Annotated in this window: 14 protein-coding genes; 4 read left to right on the top strand and 10 right to left on the bottom strand. The window is 64.4% G+C overall.

Annotated features, from left to right (window positions below; all coding sequences use genetic code 11):
* Both AC1DTQ_RS16065 and AC1DTQ_RS16060 read left to right on the top strand, forming a co-directional pair.
* Window positions 1–2,726 (top strand): Ig-like domain-containing protein (locus tag AC1DTQ_RS16065; RefSeq protein ID WP_477850855.1); only part of this gene is annotated, 2,726 nt, incomplete at its 5' end.
* Window positions 2,723–6,427 carry a TonB-dependent receptor gene (locus tag AC1DTQ_RS16060; protein WP_477850854.1) on the top strand — a complete coding sequence of 1,235 codons (3,705 nt, stop codon included), beginning with the start codon at window positions 2,723–2,725 and terminating at the stop codon, window positions 6,425–6,427. The genes AC1DTQ_RS16065 and AC1DTQ_RS16060, both read left to right, overlap by 4 nt.
* A gap of 106 nt (window positions 6,428–6,533) precedes the next feature.
* Here the strand turns inward: AC1DTQ_RS16060 and AC1DTQ_RS16055 are convergent, their stop codons facing one another.
* The 10 genes from AC1DTQ_RS16055 to AC1DTQ_RS16010 form a co-directional block, all read right to left on the bottom strand.
* Window positions 6,534–8,591 (bottom strand): oxidoreductase, encoded by a 2,058-nt coding sequence (locus AC1DTQ_RS16055; RefSeq protein WP_477850853.1) that lies wholly within the window; start codon window positions 8,589–8,591, stop codon window positions 6,534–6,536.
* Between the two features lie 3 nt (window positions 8,592–8,594).
* Entirely contained in the window at window positions 8,595–9,899 is a 1,305-nt protein-coding gene (locus tag AC1DTQ_RS16050) for an amino acid permease (protein WP_477850852.1), read from the bottom strand.
* A 327-nt stretch (window positions 9,900–10,226) separates the two neighbouring features.
* Window positions 10,227–11,519 (bottom strand): Xaa-Pro dipeptidase, encoded by a 1,293-nt coding sequence (locus AC1DTQ_RS16045; protein ID WP_477850851.1) that lies wholly within the window; start codon window positions 11,517–11,519, stop codon window positions 10,227–10,229.
* Complete coding sequence (locus AC1DTQ_RS16040; RefSeq protein ID WP_477850850.1) at window positions 11,516–12,586, bottom strand: aromatic ring-hydroxylating oxygenase subunit alpha; 1,071 nt, start codon at window positions 12,584–12,586, stop codon at window positions 11,516–11,518. The genes AC1DTQ_RS16045 and AC1DTQ_RS16040 overlap by 4 nt, the downstream gene beginning before the upstream one ends.
* Window positions 12,587–12,781: 195 nt before the next feature.
* The gene (locus tag AC1DTQ_RS16035; RefSeq protein ID WP_477850849.1) at window positions 12,782–14,803 is read right to left on the bottom strand and encodes a S9 family peptidase; all 2,022 of its coding nucleotides are present in this window, start codon (window positions 14,801–14,803) and stop codon (window positions 12,782–12,784) included.
* Window positions 14,804–14,807: 4 nt separating this feature from the next.
* A complete protein-coding gene (locus AC1DTQ_RS16030) occupies window positions 14,808–16,145 on the bottom strand; it encodes an acetyl ornithine aminotransferase family protein (RefSeq protein WP_477850848.1) in 1,338 nt (445 codons plus the stop codon).
* 52 nt (window positions 16,146–16,197) lie between these two features.
* Window positions 16,198–16,983, bottom strand: a complete 786-nt coding sequence (locus AC1DTQ_RS16025) for a CoA-transferase subunit beta (RefSeq protein ID WP_477850846.1) — start codon at window positions 16,981–16,983, stop codon at window positions 16,198–16,200.
* Window positions 16,980–17,834, bottom strand: a complete 855-nt coding sequence (locus AC1DTQ_RS16020) for a CoA transferase subunit A (RefSeq protein ID WP_477850845.1) — start codon at window positions 17,832–17,834, stop codon at window positions 16,980–16,982. The genes AC1DTQ_RS16025 and AC1DTQ_RS16020 overlap by 4 nt, the downstream gene beginning before the upstream one ends.
* Window positions 17,831–19,399, bottom strand: coding sequence for an aldehyde dehydrogenase family protein (locus AC1DTQ_RS16015; RefSeq protein WP_477850843.1), 1,569 nt, complete (start codon window positions 19,397–19,399; stop codon window positions 17,831–17,833). The genes AC1DTQ_RS16020 and AC1DTQ_RS16015 overlap by 4 nt, the downstream gene beginning before the upstream one ends.
* Window positions 19,396–20,724: an aminotransferase family protein gene (locus AC1DTQ_RS16010; RefSeq protein WP_477850842.1), complete on the bottom strand. Its 1,329-nt coding sequence runs from the start codon at window positions 20,722–20,724 to the stop codon at window positions 19,396–19,398. Before AC1DTQ_RS16010 ends, AC1DTQ_RS16015 begins: the two co-directional genes overlap by 4 nt.
* A gap of 113 nt (window positions 20,725–20,837) precedes the next feature.
* Between AC1DTQ_RS16010 and AC1DTQ_RS16005 the strand changes: the two genes are divergently transcribed.
* Both AC1DTQ_RS16005 and pcaF read left to right on the top strand, forming a co-directional pair.
* Window positions 20,838–21,653 carry an IclR family transcriptional regulator domain-containing protein gene (locus AC1DTQ_RS16005; protein ID WP_477850841.1) on the top strand — a complete coding sequence of 272 codons (816 nt, stop codon included), beginning with the start codon at window positions 20,838–20,840 and terminating at the stop codon, window positions 21,651–21,653.
* Window positions 21,650–22,879, top strand: coding sequence for a 3-oxoadipyl-CoA thiolase (gene pcaF, locus AC1DTQ_RS16000; RefSeq protein ID WP_477850840.1), 1,230 nt, complete (start codon window positions 21,650–21,652; stop codon window positions 22,877–22,879). Before AC1DTQ_RS16005 ends, pcaF begins: the two co-directional genes overlap by 4 nt.
* Window positions 22,880–22,892 lie beyond the last annotated feature (13 nt).

The raw sequence follows: 22,892 nt of genomic DNA, 5'->3' as shown, positions 1-22,892 counted from the left end.
TTCCCGGAGCCAGCGGCGGCACGGCGGTGACCAACGTACTGAGCAACGACACGCTCAACGGCGCAGCGGTGGTGCCGAGCCAGATCACGCTCACCCCGACCAATAGCGGACCGATCACCATCAATGGCGACGGCACGGTCGATGTCGCCGCCGGCACTGCTGCAGGCAGCTACGCGGCCAGTTACCAGATCTGCGAAATCCTCAACCCCACCAACTGCGATACCGCCATCGTCAATGTCACCGTCGGCGGGGCCACCATCGATGCGGTCGATGATGTCGCCGGGCCGGTCAACGGCGCCACCGGCGCTATTGCGGTAATAAACGTACTGACCAACGACCAATTGAACGGCGCGCCGCTGTCGCCGGCTTTGGTCACCTTGATCCCGACCAACGTTTCGCCGCTGACGATAAACGCCGATGGCAGCGTAGACGTCGCTGCCGGCACGCCCGGCGGCAGTTACAGCGCCAGCTATCGCATCTGCGAAAACCTCAATCCGGTGAACTGCGACAGCGCGATAGTCACCGTGACGGTGTCGGCTGCCGTCATCGATGCAGTCGATGATCAGGCGGGACCCGTTGGCGGCGCGCAAGGCGCCACGGCGTTGATCAACGTGCTGGACAACGACACGTTGGGCGGCGCGCCCGCCAATTCCGGCAACGTGCTGCTGGCACCCGTTTCGCTGGGCCCCATCACGATTAATGTGGACGGCACGCTGGACGTCGCCGCCGGAACCCCGCCCGGAACCTATACCGCCGGCTACCGGATCTGCGACGCGAGCGATGCCTCCCGTTGCGACAACGCCATCGCCACGGTCGTGGTGGTCGCCACCTTGGTGGAAGCGGTGGACGACGCCGGTTCCACCCCACAAAACGTTGCCCTGACCGTGCCGGTGCTTGGCAACGATCTGTACAACAACGCGCCGGTCCAGCCGTCTCAGGTGACCGTAACCGCCGCCACGGATCCGGCGCATGGCACCGTCACCATTGCCGGCAACGGCGTCGTCAGTTATATGCCCGACGCCAACTACAGCGGCGCCGATACGTTCGATTACACGGTCTGCGAAACCCAGGCGCCCTCCAGCTGCTCCACCGCCACGGTAAGCATCGTGGTGCTGGCCAACCAAGTAACGGCCGTGGACGACCAGGCCACTACCGTCCAGCCCGACCCGGTAGTCATCGCCGTGTTGACGAACGACACCTCTGCCGGCGCGCCATTGGATCCGGCCTCGCTAACGGTTTCGTCCGTGCCCGCCAACGGCACCGTGGTTTGCGTGCAGGGCGCGTGTACCTACACCGCCAGCGCCGGCTACTCCGGGCCGGACAGCTTCGTCTACAACATTTGCGATATTTCCCAGCCGGTGCGCGTGTGCGACTCGGCGACCGTTACCGTGACCGTGCTCGCTACGCCGGTGCTGATCAGGTTGACCAAGCAGGCCGGGCAGAGGACCGCCCGTATCGGCGACCTGGTGCGCTATACGGTGACCGCCGAGAACATAGGCGAGGTCGATGCGGTCGCGGTGTCCCTGCTGGACATGGCGCCTGCCGGCTTCACCTTGGTGGACGGCCAGGTGCAAGTGGACGATCTGGACGATGCGGGCGCAGTCGTCGCAACGCGGCCCATGCGCGTGGACGCCCTGGACATACCGGTGGGCGGCCGCGCGAGCATCGTTTACTACCTGCGGATCGGCGCCGGCGTCGGTCCGGGCGTGCATACCAATCGTGCGGTGATGCAGGACGCCGCCGGCGAGGCCATCAGCAACGTGGCCACGGCCGATGTGGAAATAGAGTCGGATCCGCTGCTGGAAGACAGCCTCATTCTCGGCACCGTCTTCAACGACCTCAATGGCAACGGCACGCAGCAGCCGGGCGAAAGAGGACTGCCAGGGGTCCGCATCGGTTCGGTCGAAGGCCTGATCATGGAAACCGACGCCTACGGACGTTTCCATCTGGTGGGCATCAGCGGAGGCGCTTCGGCCCGCGGCCGCAATTTCATCCTCAAGGTGGACACAGCCACTTTGCCGGCCGGCAGCACCTTCACCACGGAAAATCCGCGGGTTCGCCGCATCACGCCGGGCATCCCCGTGCGCTTCGACTTCGGGGTGAAGATTCCGGACGGCAGGATCGGCGGCGGAAGCGCCAAGGCCATGGTCGAGCTGGGCGAGGTGTTCTTCGAGTCCGGACGTGCGACGATCGATGCGCGGTACGAAGACCTGTTCCAGAAAATAATCGAACCCATCAAGTCGGCCAAAGGCGGCCGGTTGCTGATTACCGCCCACGCCGACGCCGAAGATCTGGCCCTGCGCAGAGCGCAGGCGGTACGCACCGCACTGAACGAAAAGCTGGATGCGGCCACCGCCGCGCAGACGGCTATCGAACTGCGCACCGAGATCGACGGTTCCGAGGCGCTTGTGACCCTGGATTCGAATGTCGTGCTGGGAGAACTGCTGTTCGATACCGACCGCGCGGCGATCCGGCCGCAGTACCAAAAACTGATCGAACAGATCGCCCAGAACATCAATCAACGGGGAGCGGGAACGATAGAGATCGCCGGCCACGCCGATGCGCGTGCGAGCGCCGAACACAACCTCGCGCTCAGCCAACGACGGGCCGATGCGGTTTTCCGGGCGATCGCCGCTTTGATTTCGGAAGAGGCGCGGCAGCGATTGCGTGTGGTGGTGTCCGCAACCCCTACGCCCGCGGCGATGTCGGCAGGAGCCAGAAAATGATCATGACCACAAAGCAGTCGCCGGTGAAATTGATCGTTCGGGCTTTCTTGATGCTGGCGGCGATGCCGCTCGCTGTGCCGGCATGGTCTGCCGAAATACCCAAGGCGCAGGCGCCGAACTGCGGCCCCGACGCCTGCCGCAACGGCGACGATCTGATCTTCCGTATCCACAGCTACGGCGAAAGCCTGCCGGCCCGCGCCGGAGACGACGAGTCCGCATTGCAGGCCAGTCGCCGGGTGCGAATAGCCGCGGTGCAGGACAGTCGCGGCACCAGCGGCGTCGCCGAAGAGGGCCGGGCGGTCATCTCCGCCGAAACCAGCATCGAACTGCCGCAGGGCGGCCTGGTATGGGCGACCGAGGATCCGGCGTTGGCCGTGCCCGTGCTCAACGTGCAGGGCGCTTCGGTAGTGGCTTTCGAGCAAGGCCGCATCGCGGGCCCGGTTCGCTTCCATGCCTACAGCAACTATCCGGCATTCATCGAGCGGCTTGAGGTGCTCATCTACCGCGGCAGCGACACCGATCTGGTCGCCCCGCTGGCGACGGTGCCCGTGCCTATCGGCATCGTCGGCAGCGCCGATTGGGACGGCGCCTTGCCGGCCGGCATCAATCTGCGTGTGGGCGATGAGCTGCTGTATGTGGCGCGCGCTTACGGAGCAGAAAGCGCTTTCGATGAAACCCATGCCCAGCGTTTCAGGTTGGTCACCCCTGCCGATCTCGCCCGCAATGCCGTGTCCGCCCAGGATCAGGCGCAAAAGACCCTGGGTGTGGCGCTGGACGCGGACTCGGCGCAGTCCCGCCAGATCAGCAATGCGGTTTACGGCCGTAACGCGCTGCGGACGCAGAACATCGCATTGAATGGTTCGCGCATCCGCTTGCAGGGCCAGGATATCGCTACGGGTACGCGCCTGAGCATCAACGGACAAAACATTCCGGTAGACCAGGAAGGCAAGTTCGCCGCCGAGTTCCTGGAGCCGGTAGGCACCCACCGCTATCTGGTGGCCGCCACTTCCGACGACGCCACGGTAGAGCGAGCCATAGAACTGGACGTTACCGGCCGCTACACCTACCTGGTGGCGATGGCGGACCTGACCCTTTCCCAAAATGATGTAAGCGGCAACGTCGAGCCATTGGCCGGAGACGAGAACTACGAAGACGGTTTCTTGAGCGAAGGCAGGCTGGCGTTCTATTTGAAGGGAAAAGTACGCGGCAGGTTCCTGCTCACCGCCCATGCCGACACGCGCGAACGCGACGTCGAGCATTTGTTCGACGGGTTCCTGGACGCCGATCCGCAGGACATCTTCCGCCGGCTCGATCCTGACCTGTACTACCCGGTGTACGGCGACGATTCCAATACCTATCGCGATGTCGATACCCAGGGAAAGCTCTACGTTCGCGTGGATTGGGACCAGAGTCAGGCGTTGTGGGGCAATTTCGCCACCGGCTTCACCGGTACCGAATACGGTCAGTACAACCGCTCGCTCTTCGGCGCGGCATTGAACTGGCGCTCGCGTCCCGCCACCGCCCTAGGCGAGCCGCGCTCGCTGTTGAAAGCGTTCGCGTCCGAGGCGCAGACGGCGCTGGGCCACAGCGAGTTTCTGGGCACCGGAGGCAGCTTGTATTACCTGCGGCATACTGATGTGCTGCGCGGTTCGGAACAGGTGGTTCTGGAAGTCCGCGATCCCACTACCGGCCGTACCGAAGTGCGGGTGAATCTGCGCCAAGGCGTGGACTACGAGATCGATGCGCTGCAGGGCAGGTTGCTATTGACCCGACCGCTGGCCCAGCTGACGCGCGAGAACGTGCGTACGCTAAGCCGCGATACCCCGCTGGACGGCTACGAACAGCTGCTGATCGTCGATTACGAATATGTACCGATAGGCTTCGACAGCGACGATGTCAGCATGGGCTTGCGCGGCCGGCACTGGTTCGGGGAGCACCTGGCGCTGGGCGCGACCTATGTCGACGAAAATAGAAGCGGCGACGATTACCTGTTGCGTGGCGCCGACCTGACCCTGCAGGCGGGCCGTGGCACCTATCTGAAACTGGAGGCCAGCCGCAGCGAAGCGACGGCAGCGCCGCTGTTCTATTCCGACAACGGCGGACTCAGTTTCATCCAGCGCAATGCAGCAGCGGGCGCGCGATCCGGCGACGCCCGCGCGGTCGAGGCGCGGGTCAATTTGAAAGAGCTGGGTTGGACGAAGCAGGAATGGACCGTAGCGGCGTGGTGGCGAAGAGTCGATGCCGGATTCTCGGTCTCGCGCTTCGATACCGGAACCGAAACGGAGGAGTACGGCGCCGAGTTCCTGGGCTATTTCACCGACAACCTCAGCCTGTTCGGGCGCTACACCCACGCCGAACGCGGGAACGCGTCGCTGGAGCAGACCCAACTGACCGCCGACTGGCGGATCGGAAGCGACGGAAGTTTCGGCGCCGAACTTCGCCGCGTGGACGAACGCACCGCCGCCGACAGCACAGTCGGCATGCTAGCTGCGGTCAGTTACCGCCACCACGTTACCGAAATGCTCGAATTGTATGGAGTGGGCCAGTACACCCTCGACGACGATGGAGGACGGTACGCGCGCAACAACCTGGCCACCGTCGGTGCGCGCTATCTGTTCGGGGACCGCTCCAGTGTAGGCGCCGAAATCAGCAGCGGCAGTCGCGGCCACGGCGGAAAGCTGGATCTGGAAACGCGCGTGGGTCCGGACCATACGTTGTACGGCGCCTACAGTTACAGCACCGACACCACGTCGCGGGAACCGCTGTTCGACCGCGGCCTGCAATCGGGTTGGACCGTGGGCCAGCGTTGGCGCTTGAACAACCAGACCAACGTGTACAACGAGAGCCAGTACTTGAAGGATACCCGCAGCGAAAGCGCGGGCCTTGCCCACACCTTCGGCCTGGATTTCACGCCTTCGCCGGGATGGAATCTGGGCTTCACCCTGATGGATGGAGACCTTGATTCGAGTTCGGGGCATGTGGACCGCAGGGCGTACAGCATCAGCGGCGGCCGGACCGATCCGCGCACGCAGTGGTCCAGCAAACTGGAATACCGCAAGGACAGCGGCGCCGAGCAACGCGAGCAATGGGTCACCACCAATCGGCTCCTGTTCAAGATCAACGAGGATTGGCGCATCGCCGCGCGCGCCAACTACGCCGACACCCAGGACGACCTGAGTTCGGCGGCGAGCGCGAAATTGGCGGAGGCCAACGTGGGATTCGCATGGCGTCCGCACGACAACACCCGGTGGTCGGCATTCGGCAAGTACACCTACCTATACGACGTGGCCACGCTGGGACAGGAAGGTGGCAACCGTTACGACCAGCGTTCGCAGATTCTGTCTTTCGAAGGCATCACTCAACTCGATGATCGCTGGGAACTGGCGGGCAAAGTGGCCAGTCGGCGGGGCGACTATCGCGTTGGCCGCGGCACGGGCGCGTGGCTGAACAGCGATGTCGAATTCGCGGCAGTCCAGGTGCGGTACCATCTGGTGGCAAAGTGGGAAGCGCTGGCGGAATACCGTTGGCTCGGAGTGACCGACGGCGGCGACAAACGGGGTTGGCTGGTGGGCGTAGACCGGCAAATCAGCGACAACTTCAAGATCGGCGTTGGATTCAACTTCACCGAATTCGACGACGACCTCACCGACCTGGAATACGACAACCGGGGTTGGTTCCTGAATCTGTCTGGCTACTATTGAGGGTAGTGCGACGGGAACGCACGAAACCGAGGGCAATGATCTCGTCGGTTTCGGCGCATTCCGGCCATGGTCGAGCCTTTCTTTTTCGGATACGCGCCCGCGGCTATTACGCTGCGTGGAAGTGGCGTTTGAAGGCGACGTCTCCCGTCGGATCAGCATCCAGTTCACGGGCGTAGCGATGGCCCTCGTAGACCGCGTGCGCGATGAGTCCCGGGGCATGCGCATCGCCGATGCAGCGCACGGAGCGGACACCGGCATCGGCCCATTCGGCCTGGCGCGACAGTAGCGCCTGGTAGAGGGCATCGTCGGGCATCCTTGCGGTGATGGCCACGATCGCATCGCATTCCAGCACGCGCGGCTTACCGCTCCAAACGTGTTCGAGCGACAGCGTCGTGCCTTCGAAACCGGCGATGTTGTGCGACACCACTTGTTCGACCTCGAGCTCCGCCATGCGGACCTGGATATGCCGATAGTCCAGCGTATGCACGCTCCACGAGGCGATGGTGTCGTCGGCGGTGAGGTAGATCACCTCGCAGCCGTGTTTGCGCAACGCTTCGGCGATCACGCTGCCCAGGTAGAAGTAATCGTCGTCGAAAATGACCACACGGCCTTGCGGCAGGCGGCCGTCCATGATGTCGTCAGGCGTGAAGATGCGGTCGCTGTCGGCGAAGCCCGCGATCCCCAGTCCATTGCTGCGCCCGTAGCCATCGCGGCGCCAGTGGCAGCCGGTGGCCAGCACCACGTGTTCGGCGCCGAAGTCGAGCACGTCCTGCGCCGTCAGTCGCGAATCCTGGTAGACGCTCACGTTCTGCAGCTTGCCGATCTGGCCCACGCGCCAGTCGCGTACGCGCGCCCACTCGGACAGGCCGGGCAGTCGCGATTCGCGGGTGACGCGGCCGCCGAGTTCCTTGCGTCCTTCGGCCACGTTCACTTCGTAGCCGCGCTGTCCCAGGGCGCGCGCGGCTTCAAGACCGGCCGGACCGGCGCCGACCACCAGCACGCGCGATTCGGATCGGCGTACGGCGATCTTCTCCGGATGCCAGTCCTTGCGCCACTCTTCGCCCATGGTCGGATTCTGCGTGCAGCGGATCGGCGAAACGGTCATGTCGCCCGACACGCAGATGTTGCAGCCGATGCATTCGCGGATGTCGTCGATGCGGCCTTCCTCGATCTTCTTCGGTAGGAAAGGATCGGCGATGGACGGGCGCGCGGCGCCGATCAGGTCCAGCACGCCGCGCCTGATCTGCGAGACCATGGTGTCGGGCGAAGTGAAACGGCCCACGCCGACCACCGGTTTGCTGGTGGTCTTCTTGACGAAATCGATGAAGGGCTCTTGCGCGCCTTCGGCCGCGAAGCGGGAGGGCAGGGAATCGTTGTACCAGGCGGCGACGTTCACGTCCCACAGATCCGGAATCTCCGCCAGCATGCCGACGATGTCGCGCGCTTCGTTCAACTCCACACCGCCGGGCCCAAGCAGTTCCTCGGTGGCGAAGCGAATGGCGACCCCGCAGGTATCGCCGACAGCGTCCTTCGTATCCTGCAGCACTTCGCGCAGCAGGCGCACCCGGTTCTCCAGCGAGCCGCCGTACTCGTCGGTGCGTTGATTGCGGCGGCGTTGCAGGAAATGCATCGCCAGCGACAAGTCGTGCCCGGCGTAGACGTAGATGATGTCCATGCCCGCGCGCTTGCCGCGAATCGCCGCCTCGCGGTGCCAGCGGCGGTATTCGCGGATGTCGTGCAGGTCCATGGCCCGCGCCTGCGTCGGATAACCGTATTTGGTGGGCTGGTGTGAAGGCGCTATCAGCACCTCGCGCGAATACAAATTGGACGCGGTCGGCCCGTTGTGCGACAGCTCCAGCGCCGCCAGCGCGCCGTGCGCGTGCACCTTGTCGCTCATCAGCGCCAGTGCGGGAATGTCGCGGTCGTCCCACAGGCGCGCTTCGACGTATGGAGTCAGGTCGCTGCTGGGGTGGATCTCGCATTCTTCGGTCGAGATTACCGCCCAGCCGCCCTCGGCCTTCACCTCACGCATCGCCGCATGCGCCAGCGGCATGGCGTGGCCCATGCCGTTGCAATGCGGCACCTGGAAGAAACGGTTCTTGGCGGTCACCGGGCCGATCCGCACCGGCGTGAACAGGATGTCGTAGCGTGGGTCGCGGGCCATGATTCAGACCGTTCTCGCGCGCAGGCGCATGAAGAGATAGAGAGGCAGACCCGCGGCCCCCAATCCCAACGCGAGCAGGAAAGGTTCATGGCCCAGACCGACGAAGGCGAACAGCACATAGGCCGTTCCCATGACCGCGATCACCAGCATGTCGCGGACGCCTTGGCCGCTCATTTTCTTACCGCGCCACCACAAAATGCCCAGGGCGAGCGAGCAGCACAGGTACAACGGAAGATTGGCGGCGGTCACCACCGTGCTGAGGAACGTGAAGCCCGACACCAGCGATTTGCTGTAACTCATCAATATCATGATGCTTGCCAGCGCGGCGGTGACCAGCAGGGCGAACGCCGGCGCGCCGCGGCGGTTATTGCGCGACAGGAACGCGGGCAGCACGCCATTGTCGGCCATGGTGCGGGTCAGCTCGCCGACCAGCAAGGTCCAGCCATTCAACGCGCCCAGGCCGCTGATCACTACGAACAAGGCCAGCCAGCGCCCGAAGCCGTCGCCAACGAACCGATCCATCAGCAGCGCGAACGGGGCGGGTGCGGCTGCCAGTTCCTGCGACGGAATCAGTAGCAGGGGCACCGTCGAGACGATGAGATAGATCATCGCGGTGAGCAAGGTGCCGACGAGGGTTGCGCGGGGAATCGTGCGTCCGGGATTTTCGACCTTGGATGCTGGCACCGTGGCCGACTCTATGCCCAGCATCGCGAACAGGGCGATGGTCGAGGCCGCCATCGCATCGCCCAGAGCGATCGGTTTGGTGGGCAGATGCGCCACGTAAGCCTGCGGCGATTTAAGCAGCATCCAGGCGCCCAGCAGCGCGATGGCCAGCATCGGCAACAGCTTCAGAGTCGTGGTCACGATCTGCACGCCGCCGCCGGTGCGCACGCCGAACAAGTTGATAGCGACGAACGTCCACAGCAGGCCGAGCGCGAACAGCGAGGGTTGTAGTTGTCGAAGTTCCGGAACGACCGCGGTGATGTAAGCGACCACACCGGTCGCCAGCGCCGCATTGGTGATCCACACCGAAACCCAATAGCACCACAACGCGATATAGGCGGGTAGGTCACCCAGGGTGCTGCGCACATAACCGTAAGGGCCGTCGGCATGCGCCAGTTCGCGCGCCAGCCGCGCGAACACCCGCGCCAGCGCGATGCAACCGACGACGGTGATACCCCAGCCGATCATCGCGTTGTAACCGTAGGGCGCCAGCGAGGCGGGCAATAGGAAGATGCCCATGCCGATGGTGTTGCCTACTACCAGCGCGGTGCAGGTCCAGAAGCCGATTTTCTTCGTGTCGTTCATGGAACCCCTGAAGACCTGAACGCGTGTAAGTGGATGGGGCGCGGGAACGACCCCTTCTCCCCTTGTGGGAGAAGAGCCTGCCCCGTACTTGATACGGGGTGGCGCGAAGCGCCGGAAGAGGGGGAGACGGAGCCTGGGAGGCTTGCTGAGCGCGGAAGCTTCGAGTGTGGCGACAAGGTTGTATCGGCTCCGGAAACGTTGCCGTCGCATCGGTGGGCTGACTTCGGCGACCCCTCTCCCGCCGCGCGAAGCGCGTCGACCTCTCCCACAAGGGGAGAGGTGGAAATCACCATGCGGTGTGTTCGGGCCATGGTTATGTGCCTGCGGTCAGTCGAGGGAAATGCTTTGGCCGGCCTTCACCACCCCGCGCACCTTGCGCAAACATTCCACGTCCTGCAGCGGATCGCATTGCACTGCGACCAGATCGGCGAACTTGCCCACGGCGATCGAGCCCAGCTCTTTCTCTTTACCCAGCAAAGTGGCCGAACCGATCGTCGCCGACTGGATGGCCTGCAGTGGGGTCATCCCGTACTTGACCATGTAGGCGAACTGGCGCGCGTTGTCGCCGTGTGGGTAGACGCCGGCATCGGTGCCGTAGGAAATGTTGACGCCGGCTTTGACCGCCTTGCGGAAACCCTGGCGCTGGGCGTCGGTGGTTTCCAGGTTCTTGCGCATGATTTCCTCGGACCAGCCGGCTTGGCGGCCGACGGTATCGATGTAGTCGCCATTGTAGATGTCCGCGTCCAGCCAGGTGCCGTGCTGTTTCATCAGGGCGATGGATTCGTCGTCCATCAGCGAGCCGTGTTCGATCGAACGGACACCTGCACGCACCGCGCGCTTGATGCCCTCGGCGCCGTGCGCGTGTGCGGCGACGAAGGTGCCGTGTTTTTTCGCCTCCTCGACCGCCGCGCGGATCTGGGCTTCGGTGTATTCCGACTGGCCCGGCTCGGTGCCTGCCGCCAGTACCGCGCCGGTGGCGATGACTTTGATGAAGTCGGCGCCATGGTCCAACAGATAGTCCACATGCTTGCGGATTTCCTGCTCGTTGTTGGAGACGCCCAGGCGGAATTCCGGCGGCACTACCATGCCCGCGGGCAGACCGGTGATCTCGCCACCACCACCGCTGATGGTGATGTAGGCGCCGGCTACGAACATGCGCGGTCCCGGCACCAGACCGGCATTGATCGCATCGCGCAGGGTGACGTCGGCCAGACCACGGAACACGCCGACGTCGCGCACGGTGGTGAAGCCGGCGCGCAGCGTGTCCCGCGCATTCTTCGCACCGATGAAGGCGTCGCGCCCGGGGCTGCTTTTCAGCGGCGTGGCGGGATCGGCGGACTGGCCTTCGTCGGCCAGATGGGTGTGCATGTCCATCAGGCCGGGAATGACCGTGTAGGCCGACCAGTCGAGGACGTGCGTGCCGGCGGAAGCGGCGTTCCAGGGCGCGATGGAGACGATCTTTCCGTCTTCGATGCCGATCGCCTGGTCTGTCAGCACTTTTCCTGTCTCCACCTCCAGCAGGCGTCCGGCGCGGACGACGCTACGTTCCGCGCAGCCCGCATCGGCGGCGAATGCGCAAAGCGAGAATGCGGCGACCAGCAGGGAAGCGCGAACGGTCATGCGGGTGCTCCAGCGTCGTCGGCATAGGCCGCGCGCAACAGGTTCTGGAAATGCCAGACGCCGCTTTCGCGTTTGGGACAAAGCCGGCCTGCCTCGTAGAAGCCGGAGGCCAACCCTTTCTGCACCGCTTCGCAGATGGTCACGTCCTCGATCTGCACTTCGTCGCTGAAGGCCTGGTCGGCGGCGATGCGCGACATGGCTTTGTCATCCTGCGCGTAGTAATAGTCGAACTCCACGCGGCAGCGTCCCGGGCCCAGCGGCAGGATGCGGTTGGTCTGCAAACGCCCCGGCATGATGTTGAGCATCACGTTGGGATAGACGTGGTAGTAGAACGCCTCGCCTTCGCCATAGAACTCTCCGCCATCGCGCAGCGGCGAGGATTGCAGCGAATACCACGGAAATATTTCGGTGTCGTAGGCGCGGTAGTCCAACACCTTGGACAGGCCCGGATGCACGTGCGGCAGATGGTAGCCTTCCAGGAAATTGTCGATGTAGACCTTCCAGTTGCAGTCTATGTCGTAGGAATCCCGGCGCAGGTAACGCATCGCCGACAGATCGATCGGCGAGATCCGCTCGACGATGCCGCCATAGACCTCATCGAAGGTCGGGACGTCGTCGCTCAAAGCCACGAACACCAGTCCTTGCCATTCATGCACGCGCAATGGCGGCAGACGGATGTCAGCCACGTTGAAATCGGCGGCGGCCTGCATTTCCGGCGCGCTGCGCAGTTGCCCTTCCAGCGTGTAGGTCCAGCCGTGGTATTTGCAATGCAAGGCGCGCGCGCCCTTGCCGTTGCACAGCGCCAGCGGGCCGGCGCGATGGCGGCAGACGTTGGGGAAGGCACGCAGCACGCCGTCTTGGCCACGAATCACGAGCACCGGCACTTCGCCAATCTTCTCGACTACATGGTCGCCTGCTTCAGCCAGTTGGTCGTGGCGCGCTACCAGTTGCCAGCTGCGTGCGAACACCGAGCGCTGTTCCATCGCCAGCATGTTCTCGCCGAAGTAATAGCGCGCCGGCAAGGCGCTCGCCAGTTCAAGTTGCTTTACTGCATCAATGGTTCGCACTGCGGCTCCCCGTATAGTTGCGCGCTGCCGGGCGAGCCCGGCGTGTATAGAGCATCATTTCCCATCAATGCTTACCATCGCATTGTGCGCGTTTTGCGCCTAAGCGATAAGCCGTTCTGGAAAAAATTATCAGACCGTCATTCCCGCCTTCGCGGGAATGACGATTTGTTTTATTGCGAGAAGCAGCACAAGCATTCAGGGTTTAAGGAATCGGTCATACCACTCCAAGTTCCGCTCCAGCCGGTCGCGCAGGTAGCTGGGTACGGTCAGTCCGTGGTTCTCGCCCGGATAGATCACCAACTGCGTGGGCACCTCTAGAGAGCGTAAGGCCTGATACATCTGTTCGGCGCCCAGGCACGGCACGTTGAGGTCTTTCTCGGCGCACTGGAACAGCGTCGGCGTCTTGATCCAGTCCGCATGCAGGAACGGGTAGCTGGCACGGTCGTACAGCTCGCGGTCGTTCCAAGGGGTACCGAGTTCCAGTTCGTATTCGCGAATGTACTGATCGTGTCCGTACATGGCGTACATGTTGGACGCGCCCGCGCCGCTGACCGCTGCCTTGAAGCGGGTGTCGCGTGCGATCACTGCGTTGGTCAGGATCGAGCCGTAACTCCAGCCGCCGATGCCCAGGCGCTGCGGATCGGCGATGCCCATCTTTATCACGTGATCCACGCCTGCCAGCACGTCCTGTACGTCCTTGTTGCCCCAGTCGGCGTAGATCTCCTTGGCGAAATCGAAACCACTGCCGGAACTGCCGCGCGGATTCAATGCGACGATGGCGTAGCCATGCGCCGCATAGACCTGCCAGTCGGCCATGAATTCGTGGCTGTACTCATATACCGGACCGCCGTGGAGGCGCAGCAGGGTGGGGTAGCGCTTGCCGCTCTGGTAACCGACCGGCTTGACCAACAGGCCTTCGATCGTGTCGCCGTCGGCATTCTTAAAGCTGATCTTCTCGACATCCGCCAGCTGCTTCTGCGCCAGCCACTCATTGTGTTTTCCCAACGCGCGAAGACCGTCGCCATCCAATGCCGAGATCTCATAAGGACGATGATCGTCGCCGCCGAGCACCACGATGCGATCGCTGGCGGAAACAGCGAGGTCGTAGTCGAAGCGGTCGCCGTGGGTCAGTTCGGTGACCTTGCCGTCGGCCAGATCGATGCGCGACAAGTGCGTGACCAGGCTCTGCTCTATCAACGCATAGACGCTGTTTCCGTCCGCGGACCAGCGCGGCTTATAGAAGCAGCGGTCGATCGGGGCCGGAATCGTAGCCTGGCCGGTAGCCACGTCCACTACGGCGAGCTGCCAAGGTGCGTAATAGATCCACTTGTCCTCGCCGCTTTGCAGGTAGGCGATGCGTGTGCTGTCGGGACTCCATGCCGGCCGGGTTTCCCAGTAGGGATCGAGGTCGGAGCCCGGGAACGTGGTGACCTGGCGCTCGCTGGCTCCAGCCCTGGGTTCGATCACGTAGAGGTCGAAGTTGAGGTGACGGTCCGGGTCCTTTCCGCGCTTGGTGACATAGGCGATTAGTTTGCCGTCCGGCGACCACGCGGGAAGCTGCTCGTCGTGCGCACCGCTGGTCAATTGCTGGACTTTTCCGCTGGCGACGTCGACCAGGTAGAGATGCTTACGCCGCGAACCCAGGTAACCGGCGCCGTCTTCCTTGAACTGATAGCGCTCGGTGACGATCGGCGGCGGGTTCTTCGGCTTGGGCGTGCCGGCCGGAAATTCCGGATCCAGCGCGATCACCGCCAGTCGCTCGCCATCCGGCGACCAGACGAAATCTTCCACGCCATCGGCGAAGGCGGTGAGCCTGCGCGCTCTGCCGCCTTGCGCGGGGATCGTCCAAACCTGCGTGGTCGTCTCGTCCTCTTTCTCTTTCTCTTTCTCGAATTTCTGGTCGGAGAGGAAGGCGATCTGCTGTCCATCCGCCGACCATTGCGGACGCGATTCACTGCTGCCGGGAGTATCGGTCAATCGCGTACGTTCGCCGCCGTCATAGCGAACGCGCCACAGATCGGACTGGGCCTTGTCCTCGGTCGGATTGGCGGTGCTGACCGAATAGACCAGCGTTTCGCCATCCGGCGCGAATTCCGGTTCGGCCACCTCGGCCAGCCGCGCCAGGTCGGAGGGCAGGAAACGATGATCGGGTTCGGATGATTGGGCTGTGCTCGCGAACGGCACTGCCAAGGCCAGCAACAGGGGAAATCTGATCATGCGGTCAACGCTCGCCCGACAAGGCTTCATCCATGCTGGTCCGAAGCAGCGCGATGGCTTCATCCACTTCGTCCGCACTCACGTTCAACGGCGGCATGAACCGCACCGTACTCACGCCGCAGGAAAGCAGCAGCAGACCGTTGTGGAAAGCACGGGTGACGATGTCGTCGCAGAGCTTGCGTGCGGGAGTCTTCGCACCATCGTCCTCGATCAGTTCCATGCCGATCATCAGTCCTTGGCCGCGTACTTCGCCGATACAGGGATACTCGCGCGCCAGTTCGTGCAGCCGCTTCATGAAGTGCGCGCCAACGCTGGCCGCATTGTCCACCAGTCCGCCACGGACCAGATCCAGCGTCGCATTGGCGGCGGCGCAGGCCAGCGGATTGCCGCCATAAGTATTGCCGTGGGCGCCCCGTTTCCACTGCGACATCAACGATTTCCTGGCCACCACCGCGCCGATCGGAAGACCGGAGCCCAGGCCCTTGGCCAGGGTCATGATGTCGGGCGCTACGCCAGCGTGTTCGCAGGCGAACATTTTTCCGGTGCGTCCGATGCCCGATTGCACTTCATCGAAGATCAGCAGGATGCCGTGTTCGTCGCACAACGCGCGCAGACCGGCCAGGAATCCGTCCGGCGGAACTAGATAGCCACCTTCGCCCTGCAGCGGTTCCACTAGGATGGCCGCGACTTCGGCCGCGGGCACGTTGCGCTCGAACAGCATGCGCAAATAGTCGAGCACGGCCTTGCCCTGGTCGTCGCCGGCGAACAGCGGGCGGTAAGGATTGGGGTAGGGCACGTGGGTCACGCCCGGCATAGTCGGCGCGAAGCCGAGTTGCTGGGTGTATTTGCTGGAAGTGAAAGACAGCGAGCCCATGGTGCGGCCATGGAAGCCGCCCAGAAAGCCGATGAAGCGCGGACGCCGGGTCATGTAGCGCGCCAGTTTCAATGCGCCTTCCACCGCTTCGGTGCCGGACTGGCACAGGAAGCTCATCGCAGGTTCGTCGGCAATCGTTCGCATGGGCGCGATGGTGGCCAGGCGTTCGCCCAAGGCGGTCATGCCCTCGTGCCAGTAGTCGCTGGAGATATGCAGGAAATCGTCCGCCGCCGCTTTCACCGCGCTCACCACCTGCGGATGCGCGTGCCCGGTGGCGCAGACCGCGATACCCGCAGCGAAATCGAGAAAGCGGTTGCCATCCACGTCCCAGGCCTGGGTGCCGCGTCCATGCGACATCACGAATGGATAGTCGCGCGGATAGGAGGGGGAAATGACCTCCGCATCGCGTGCGATCATGGCTTTGGCCTTGGGGCCGGGAAGCGCGGTCTTGATATGCGGATGGCTCATGGAAGGTCTCTGGATCGGTTCGGGGATCGCATTCGGAAGCGCGCGCTCAGGGCTACAGGGGAAGCGCGACGGGTTGCGCATGCGCTGTCCGCGTCCGCGCATACAGGTCGCGCAGGATCTCCAGTTCCCTGGCCTCGGGCGCATCGATGATGCCGACATGGTCGGCCAGCGCCAGCGGCCAGCCCACGGCGGCGCGGGCTTCCTCCACATGCACTCCGCAGAACAACGCGCGCAACTGCAATTCCTGCGTCTGCGGGTGCGGCGCAAGCATGCCGAAGTCGGTGATCACCGAACACGGCCCGCGCCCCAGCACGCTGCTCCGCGCCCGCGCGCCCGAGCCCTGCAGATAGCCGGCGGTGGTGCGGAAATCCAGACTGGTCACGAAGCTGCGCGGCGAAGCTTTCAGCATGACGAAGGTTTGCCTGGCATGGGCGGCTATTTCCGGCGCGCCGCCAGCGCCAGGCAGGCGCGCGTGCGGCGCGTCGTAGGAACCGATCACGGTGCTGTTGAGATTGCCGTAACGATCGATCTGCGCCGCGCCCAGGAAACCTACGTCCACGCGTCCGGCCTGCAGGTAGTAACTGAAGATCTCCGGCAGCGGGACCACGCAGGCGGCGGTGCGGGCAAGTTCGCCGTCGCCGATGGACAACGGCAGCACGTCGGGACGCGTGCCGAGAGTGCCCGACTCATAGATCAGCACGATCTCCGGCGCATGGGTGAGGCGGGCCAGGTTGCAGGCGGCGCTGGGCAAGCCGATGCCGACGAAGCAGACGCAGCCATCCCACAACAATCGCGAGGCCGCGATCGTCATCCATTCTTCGCGCGTGCAGACGGTCATGCCGCGTCTTCCAGCAGGCCGCCGAGGAAATCACGGTGGTCGACGCTGCGCAGCACATGTGCGTCCATCCAGGCCAGGAAGCTTGCGCGGTCGCGTGCGATAGCGTCCCAATGCAGATAAAAAGCGTTGTCGCGTTCGTAATGGCCCTGCGCATAGGACGGATAGGCGCCGCCTGGGCAGTGGGCGACCGCGCTTACGATCCAATGAGGGAGCAGGATGGCGTTCATGGCGGGTGCGAGGTTCTCGACCAGTTCCTCCACCGTGACCACCAGCGTCTTGGCCGCCAGCGCCGCTTCGCGTGCCGCACCGACGATGCCGTGCAGAGCGACGTTGCCCTGACGATCGGCGCATTGCGCGTGCAGGATGGTCACGTCCGGGTTGATCGCCGGTACCGCCGCCAGCGTTTCTCCGGTGTACGGACACTGCACGCTGCGGACGCCGGGGTTGTGTGCCGGCAGGTCGGTATCCAGATAGCCGCGCAGCACGCCGAACGGCAATCGTGCCGCACCGGCGCAGTAGGCGGCCGCCATGCCGGCGTGGCTATGTTCGTCCAGTTGCAACGGCGCGGGCCAACGCTGCTCCACCGCATCGCGCAGGCGGTGCAGGGAGCCGACGCCGGGATTACCGCCCCAGGAGAAAGTCAGCTTGCGCGCGCAACCCATGCCGATCATCTGGTCGTAGATGAGATCCGGCGTCATCCGCACCAGGTGCAGATCATGGCGACGCTGGCGGATGATCTCGTGGCCGGCCGCAAAAGGAATGAGGTGGGTGAACCCTTCCAGCGCGACGCAGGCGCCGTCGTGCACGTGCTCGGCGATCGCATCGGCCAGGGTGAGGAAGCGCGCGCTCATTCCACCACCGTGCGCGATTGTTCCCGCAGGTACTGCGCCAGATAATAGAACGACGCGATGGCTTTGCCGGTGGAGCCGGAGCCCTTCCAGCCACCGAAAGGCTGATAGCCCGGCCATGCGCCGGTGGTGGCGCCCTGCGGCCGGTTGGCGTAAGTGACACCGGCTTCTATATGTTCGAAAAAATATTCCAGGTCGTCGTCGTTGCCATAGCAGCCAGCGGTCAGACCCAGCGGAGAGTCGTTGGCTAGCCGCAGCGCTTCTTCGCGATCCTTGACCCGACACAGCATGACGATAGGCAGGAACATCTCTTCGCCGAACAAGGGGTGATCGGCCGGCGCTTCGACCAGGGTCGGCGCGACGAAATAGCCGTGGGCCAGATCGCCGTCGTCGAGGCGCCGCGCGCCGGCCAGCACCCGTCCGCCGTACTGTGCGAGCAGGGTCGAATAGCGCCCGTAGTTCGTCAGCGCGTTGGCGGTGGCGACCGGTCCTAACCAATTCTCTTTCAAGCTGGGGTCGCCGACGCGCAGCGCCTGAATTTTCACCAGCAGGTTCTCGATCAGCGCATCGGCGATCGCTTCGTCCGCATAGACGCGTGAGAGCGCCGAGCACTTCTGCCCGCCCATGCCGAACGCCGAACGCACGATGCCGGTCGCCGCACGTTCCAGATCCGCGTTTGCGGTGACCACGCAGGCATTCTTGCCCCCCATCTCGGTGATGCACGGCCGTGGATAGGCGCCGGCGGCCATCGCGCGATAGATGCGCATGCCGACATCGAAAGAACCGGTGAAAGTAACGCCGGCGGTGCGCGGATGATCGACCAGCGTCTGCCCGATCTCGCTGCCATTGCCATTGAGATAATTGAACGCGCCCGGCGGAAATCCGGCGTCGCGCAGACAGTCGGCCAGCAGGCGACCGGACCAGGGTGTATCGCTGGCGCTTTTGAACACCACGGTATTGCCGGTGACCAATGCCGCAGCGACCGGACCGCCGGCCAGCGCGAACGGGAAATTGAACGGCGCGATCACCACCCAGACGCCATAAGGCCGCATCATGCTGCGGTTGCGCGAATGGAAACCCGGCAGCGGATCGTCCGGCAACACGTGGTCGTAGCCTTGCTGGCGTTCGAAATCTTCGGCGTAGTGGCGGAAGAAGTCCGCCGTCTCCTGCACTTCGCCTAATGCTTCCATGCGGTTCTTGCCGACTTCCAGGGTCAGCGCGGCCGCGATGGAGTAAACGCGCTCCTCGATCAGCGCGGCGACACGCTTAAGCAGGCGTACGCGCTCGGCCAAGGATGTCGCGCGCCAGCCGGCGAAGGCGGCCTGCGCCGCTTCCATCGCCAGATTGGCTTGTGCCACGTCCGCCAGGGCGAATTGACCCAGTATCCGCCGCTGGTCGATAGGACTGCGGCGTTGCTCCGAATCCGCACCCGCGCAATCCTTTCCTTCGATATGAAGTGCATGCGCTGCGCCCAGTCCCGCTTCGATCTCAGCCAACGCCGCATCGAAGCGGACATGCAGATCCGCCGGCGGATCGAACATCGTCGCGTAGGTCAGCTTGTAGCTCATGCGGGCACCGCAACTACATGGGTCATCGTGCCGATCAGGCGGTCCAGCAAGTTCAGCGCGTCGGTCAATTCGTCCTCCGCGATCACCAGCGGCGGCGCCAGGAGGATCAGATTGCCGCGCGCGGCGAAGGACACGCCTTGCTCGAGCGCTTCGTGCAGCAGCGCTTTCAACGGCGGCGCCATCTGCGGCCACGGGGCCAGCGGCGTACGGCTGGCGCGGTCGGAAACCAGTTCGATCACCGCGAACAAGCCGTGGCCGCCACGCACATCGCCGATCGCCGGATGGCGCGACTGCATGCGCCGCAACGACGCGAACATCTGCCCGCCGAGCACGCGCGAGCGCTCGATCAGCCTCTCGTCCTCGTAGGCTTGCAGCGCCGCCACCCCCGCTGCACAGGACAGCGGGTGACCGCAGTAGGTCAGGCCCGTGTAGAGCATCTCGTGCTCCAGCAATGCCGCGATACCTGCGGACACGACCACCGCGCCGAGCGGCAGGTGCGCGCCAGTCAGGCCTTTTGCCAGGGTCATCAGATCCGGCCTGGCTTGATCGCCATGACGCTGCCAGGCGAACCATTCTCCGCAACGACCGAAGCCGCTCATCACTTCGTCGGCAATCAGCGGGATGCCGCGTTCGCGGGTCAGCTCCCACAGTCCCGGCCAATAGTTGTCGGGCGCGATGATGCCGTTGGTGCCTGCGTTGGGTTCCATCATCACCGCGGCGATGTTCTGCGCGCCGTGCTGGTCGATGGTTTCGGCAACCGCGGCAACGGCGCGCGCGCCGCATTGCTCGTCGCTGTCGCTGCCGAAGGGGCAGCGATAGGCGTACGGCGGTGGAACATGCAGTACATGGAAGGCTTCGGGATCGACCTGCAGTTGCGTGCGCGAATCGCCCGACAAGGCCATGCCCGCATAGCTGGCGCCATGATAGGAACGGTCGCGGGCGATTACCTTGCCGCGCGGCAGGCGGCGTGCCTGACGCGCGAACTTGACCGCATGCTCATTGGCGTCGGCGCCGCCTAGAGTAAAGAACACGCGGCCGCCGTCGAAGCCGGATTTCTCCAACAGCATCTCGGCCAGATCCGCGCGCGGCTGCGCACCCCAGGCCGAAGTCACGAAACACAGGTGTTCGGCCTGTGCGCGGATGGCCGCAACGACATGCGGATGTTGGTGACCCAGATTGCTGCATTCGGCCAGACTGCTCATGTCCAGGTATTCGCGCCCGGCCTCGTCACGCAGGCGCGCGCCCTGGCCGCCGACAATGGTCGGCGCCCGCCATTCCGACTGCACGCACCAACTGTGCAGCACGTTCTCGCGCTCACTCGTCACAATCCATCCCGGCCCGGAGTCTATGTAGTTGTGCGGTAATCGAACACTAATTCGTATTGCGAACCCATTGGAAACCTTCTACGCTCGGGCTGTCAATCCACACGCGGTCGCGCATGGCAGCGAATCCCTTCGAAGAAAGTCCGGACTATGTGCAATCGCTGGCGCGCAGCCTGCAGGTATTGCGCGCGTTCGGGCACGACTTGCCCAGTCCCAGCCTGTCCGAGATCGCGGTAAGCACCAGCCTGTCGCGCGCGGTGGTGCGGCGCATCCTGCTGACCTTGCAGCACCTGGGTTACGTCGGCGCGCGCGGGCGCAGTTTCTTCCTCACCCCGCGGGTGCTGGAACTGGGCTACAGCTACCTGTCCTCGCTGGATCTCAACGAGCTGGCGCAGCAGACCATGGAACAACTGGCGCAGAAAGTCGGCGAGTCCTGCTCGCTGGCGGTGCTCGACGGCAACGACATCGTTTATGTGCTGCGCGTTCCGGTGCGACGGGTGATGAGCATCGCTCTGGGCGTGGGCGCGCGGCTGCCCGCGTTCGCCGCCTCGATGGGACGGGTGATGCTGGCCGACTTGCCGGACGCCGAACTGGACGCCTGGATGCAGGGAAACAAATTCCAGGCCTATACGCCGAAGACGCTGCGCAACGCGCGTGCGCTGAAGAGCGAATTGCTGACGGTGCGCAAGCAAGGCTATGCGATGGTCTCGCAGGAACTGGAACTGGGCCTGTGTTCCATCGCCGTGCCGATCCGCGCCGCCAACGGCTGCGTGGTCGCCGGCCTCAACGTGAGCATGCAATACACCGATAAGGCGCAAGGCCGCGCCTTGAAGGAAATCCTGCCCGCCTTGCGCGCGGCGCAACCCGAAATTGAGCAAGCGATCCGGCAGGGCGGCTGGGACCCGCACGTTTACAGGAGACAGGGCCTGTGACCTGCGCTTACCTCGTCGATGCGACGCGAACGCCATTCGGGCGTTACGGCGGCGCACTCGGCGGGGTGCGCTGCGACGACCTGGCCGCCCTGCCGCTGATCGCATTGATGAAACGCCACCCTACGCTGGACTGGACGGCATTGGACGAGGTGATCCTGGGGTGCGCCAACCAGGCCGGCGAGGACAACCGCAATGTCGCGCGCATGGCCACGCTGCTGTCGGGGTTGCCGGATAGCGTGCCTGCGGTAACGGTCAATCGATTGTGCGCGTCCGGCCTGGAAGCGATCGGGCAGGGTGCGCGTGCGATCGTCTGCGGCGAAGCGGAGCTGGTCATCGCCGGCGGCGTCGAGAGCATGACCCGGGCGCCCTATGTCATGGGCAAGGCCGGCGGAGCGCACGCGCGCGACCAGCAGCTGGCCGACACGACGCTGGGTTGGCGCTTCGTCAATCCGCGCATACAAGCCGGCTACGGCGTCGATTCGATGGCCAGCACCGCGGAGAACCTGGCGCGCGAACATGGCGTCGCCCGTGCCGACCAGGACGCCTATGCGCTACGCAGTCAGCAGCGCGCCGCTGAGGCCAAGCGGCAGGGCTGGTTGGCGGAAGAGATCACTCCGGTCCGGACCGCGGAGGGGCGGCTTGCCCAGGAAGGGTTTGCGCAAAACCGGGAGCCGATCGATTTCTCCCAGGACGAACATCCGCGACCGGACGCCCGCCTCGATCGTCTCGCCGCATTGGAGCCTTTGCCGGGGATGGAAACCATCACCGCCGGCAACACCTGCGGTATGAACGATGGCGCTGCGGCCGTGCTGCTGGCCTCGCAAGCGGCGATCGAGAAACACGGATTGCAGCCGTTGGCACGGATCACCGGTATGGCCTCGGCAGGCGTCGCGCCGCGGGTCATGGGCGTGGGTCCGGTGCCCGCCATCCACAAACTGCGCGCGCGCATGGGTCTGGACCTTGCCGACTTCGACCGTATCGAAATCAACGAAGCCTTCGCCGCGCAGGTGCTGGCCTGCACCCGCGCGCTGGGATTGGCGGACGACGCCGAACACGTCAACGGCAACGGCGGAGCCATCGCCCTGGGCCATCCCCTAGGCGCCAGCGGCGTGCGTTTGGCCATGACTGCGGCCTACGCGATGCGCCGCCACCGACAGCGGCGCGCCTTGGTCAGCCTGTGCGTCGGGGTCGGCCAGGGATTGGCGCTTGCATTGGAAACTCCATGAGCACCCACTCCAT

It is taken from the genome of Pseudoxanthomonas sp. P4_B2 (genome assembly GCF_056402315.1).
This window is presented reverse-complemented; position numbering and strand designations above follow the sequence as displayed.

Coding starts and splice junctions, on each gene's coding strand:
- AC1DTQ_RS16060 (WP_477850854.1), top strand. CDS start 2,723: ATGATCATGACCACAAAGCAGTCGCCGGTGAAATTGATCGTTCGGGCT.
- AC1DTQ_RS16055 (WP_477850853.1), bottom strand. CDS start 8,591: ATGGCCCGCGACCCACGCTACGACATCCTGTTCACGCCGGTGCGGATC.
- AC1DTQ_RS16050 (WP_477850852.1), bottom strand. CDS start 9,899: ATGAACGACACGAAGAAAATCGGCTTCTGGACCTGCACCGCGCTGGTA.
- AC1DTQ_RS16045 (WP_477850851.1), bottom strand. CDS start 11,519: ATGACCGTTCGCGCTTCCCTGCTGGTCGCCGCATTCTCGCTTTGCGCA.
- AC1DTQ_RS16035 (WP_477850849.1), bottom strand. CDS start 14,803: ATGATCAGATTTCCCCTGTTGCTGGCCTTGGCAGTGCCGTTCGCGAGC.
- AC1DTQ_RS16030 (WP_477850848.1), bottom strand. CDS start 16,145: ATGAGCCATCCGCATATCAAGACCGCGCTTCCCGGCCCCAAGGCCAAA.
- AC1DTQ_RS16025 (WP_477850846.1), bottom strand. CDS start 16,983: ATGACCGTCTGCACGCGCGAAGAATGGATGACGATCGCGGCCTCGCGA.
- AC1DTQ_RS16020 (WP_477850845.1), bottom strand. CDS start 17,834: ATGAGCGCGCGCTTCCTCACCCTGGCCGATGCGATCGCCGAGCACGTG.
- AC1DTQ_RS16015 (WP_477850843.1), bottom strand. CDS start 19,399: ATGAGCTACAAGCTGACCTACGCGACGATGTTCGATCCGCCGGCGGAT.
- AC1DTQ_RS16005 (WP_477850841.1), top strand. CDS start 20,838: ATGGCAGCGAATCCCTTCGAAGAAAGTCCGGACTATGTGCAATCGCTG.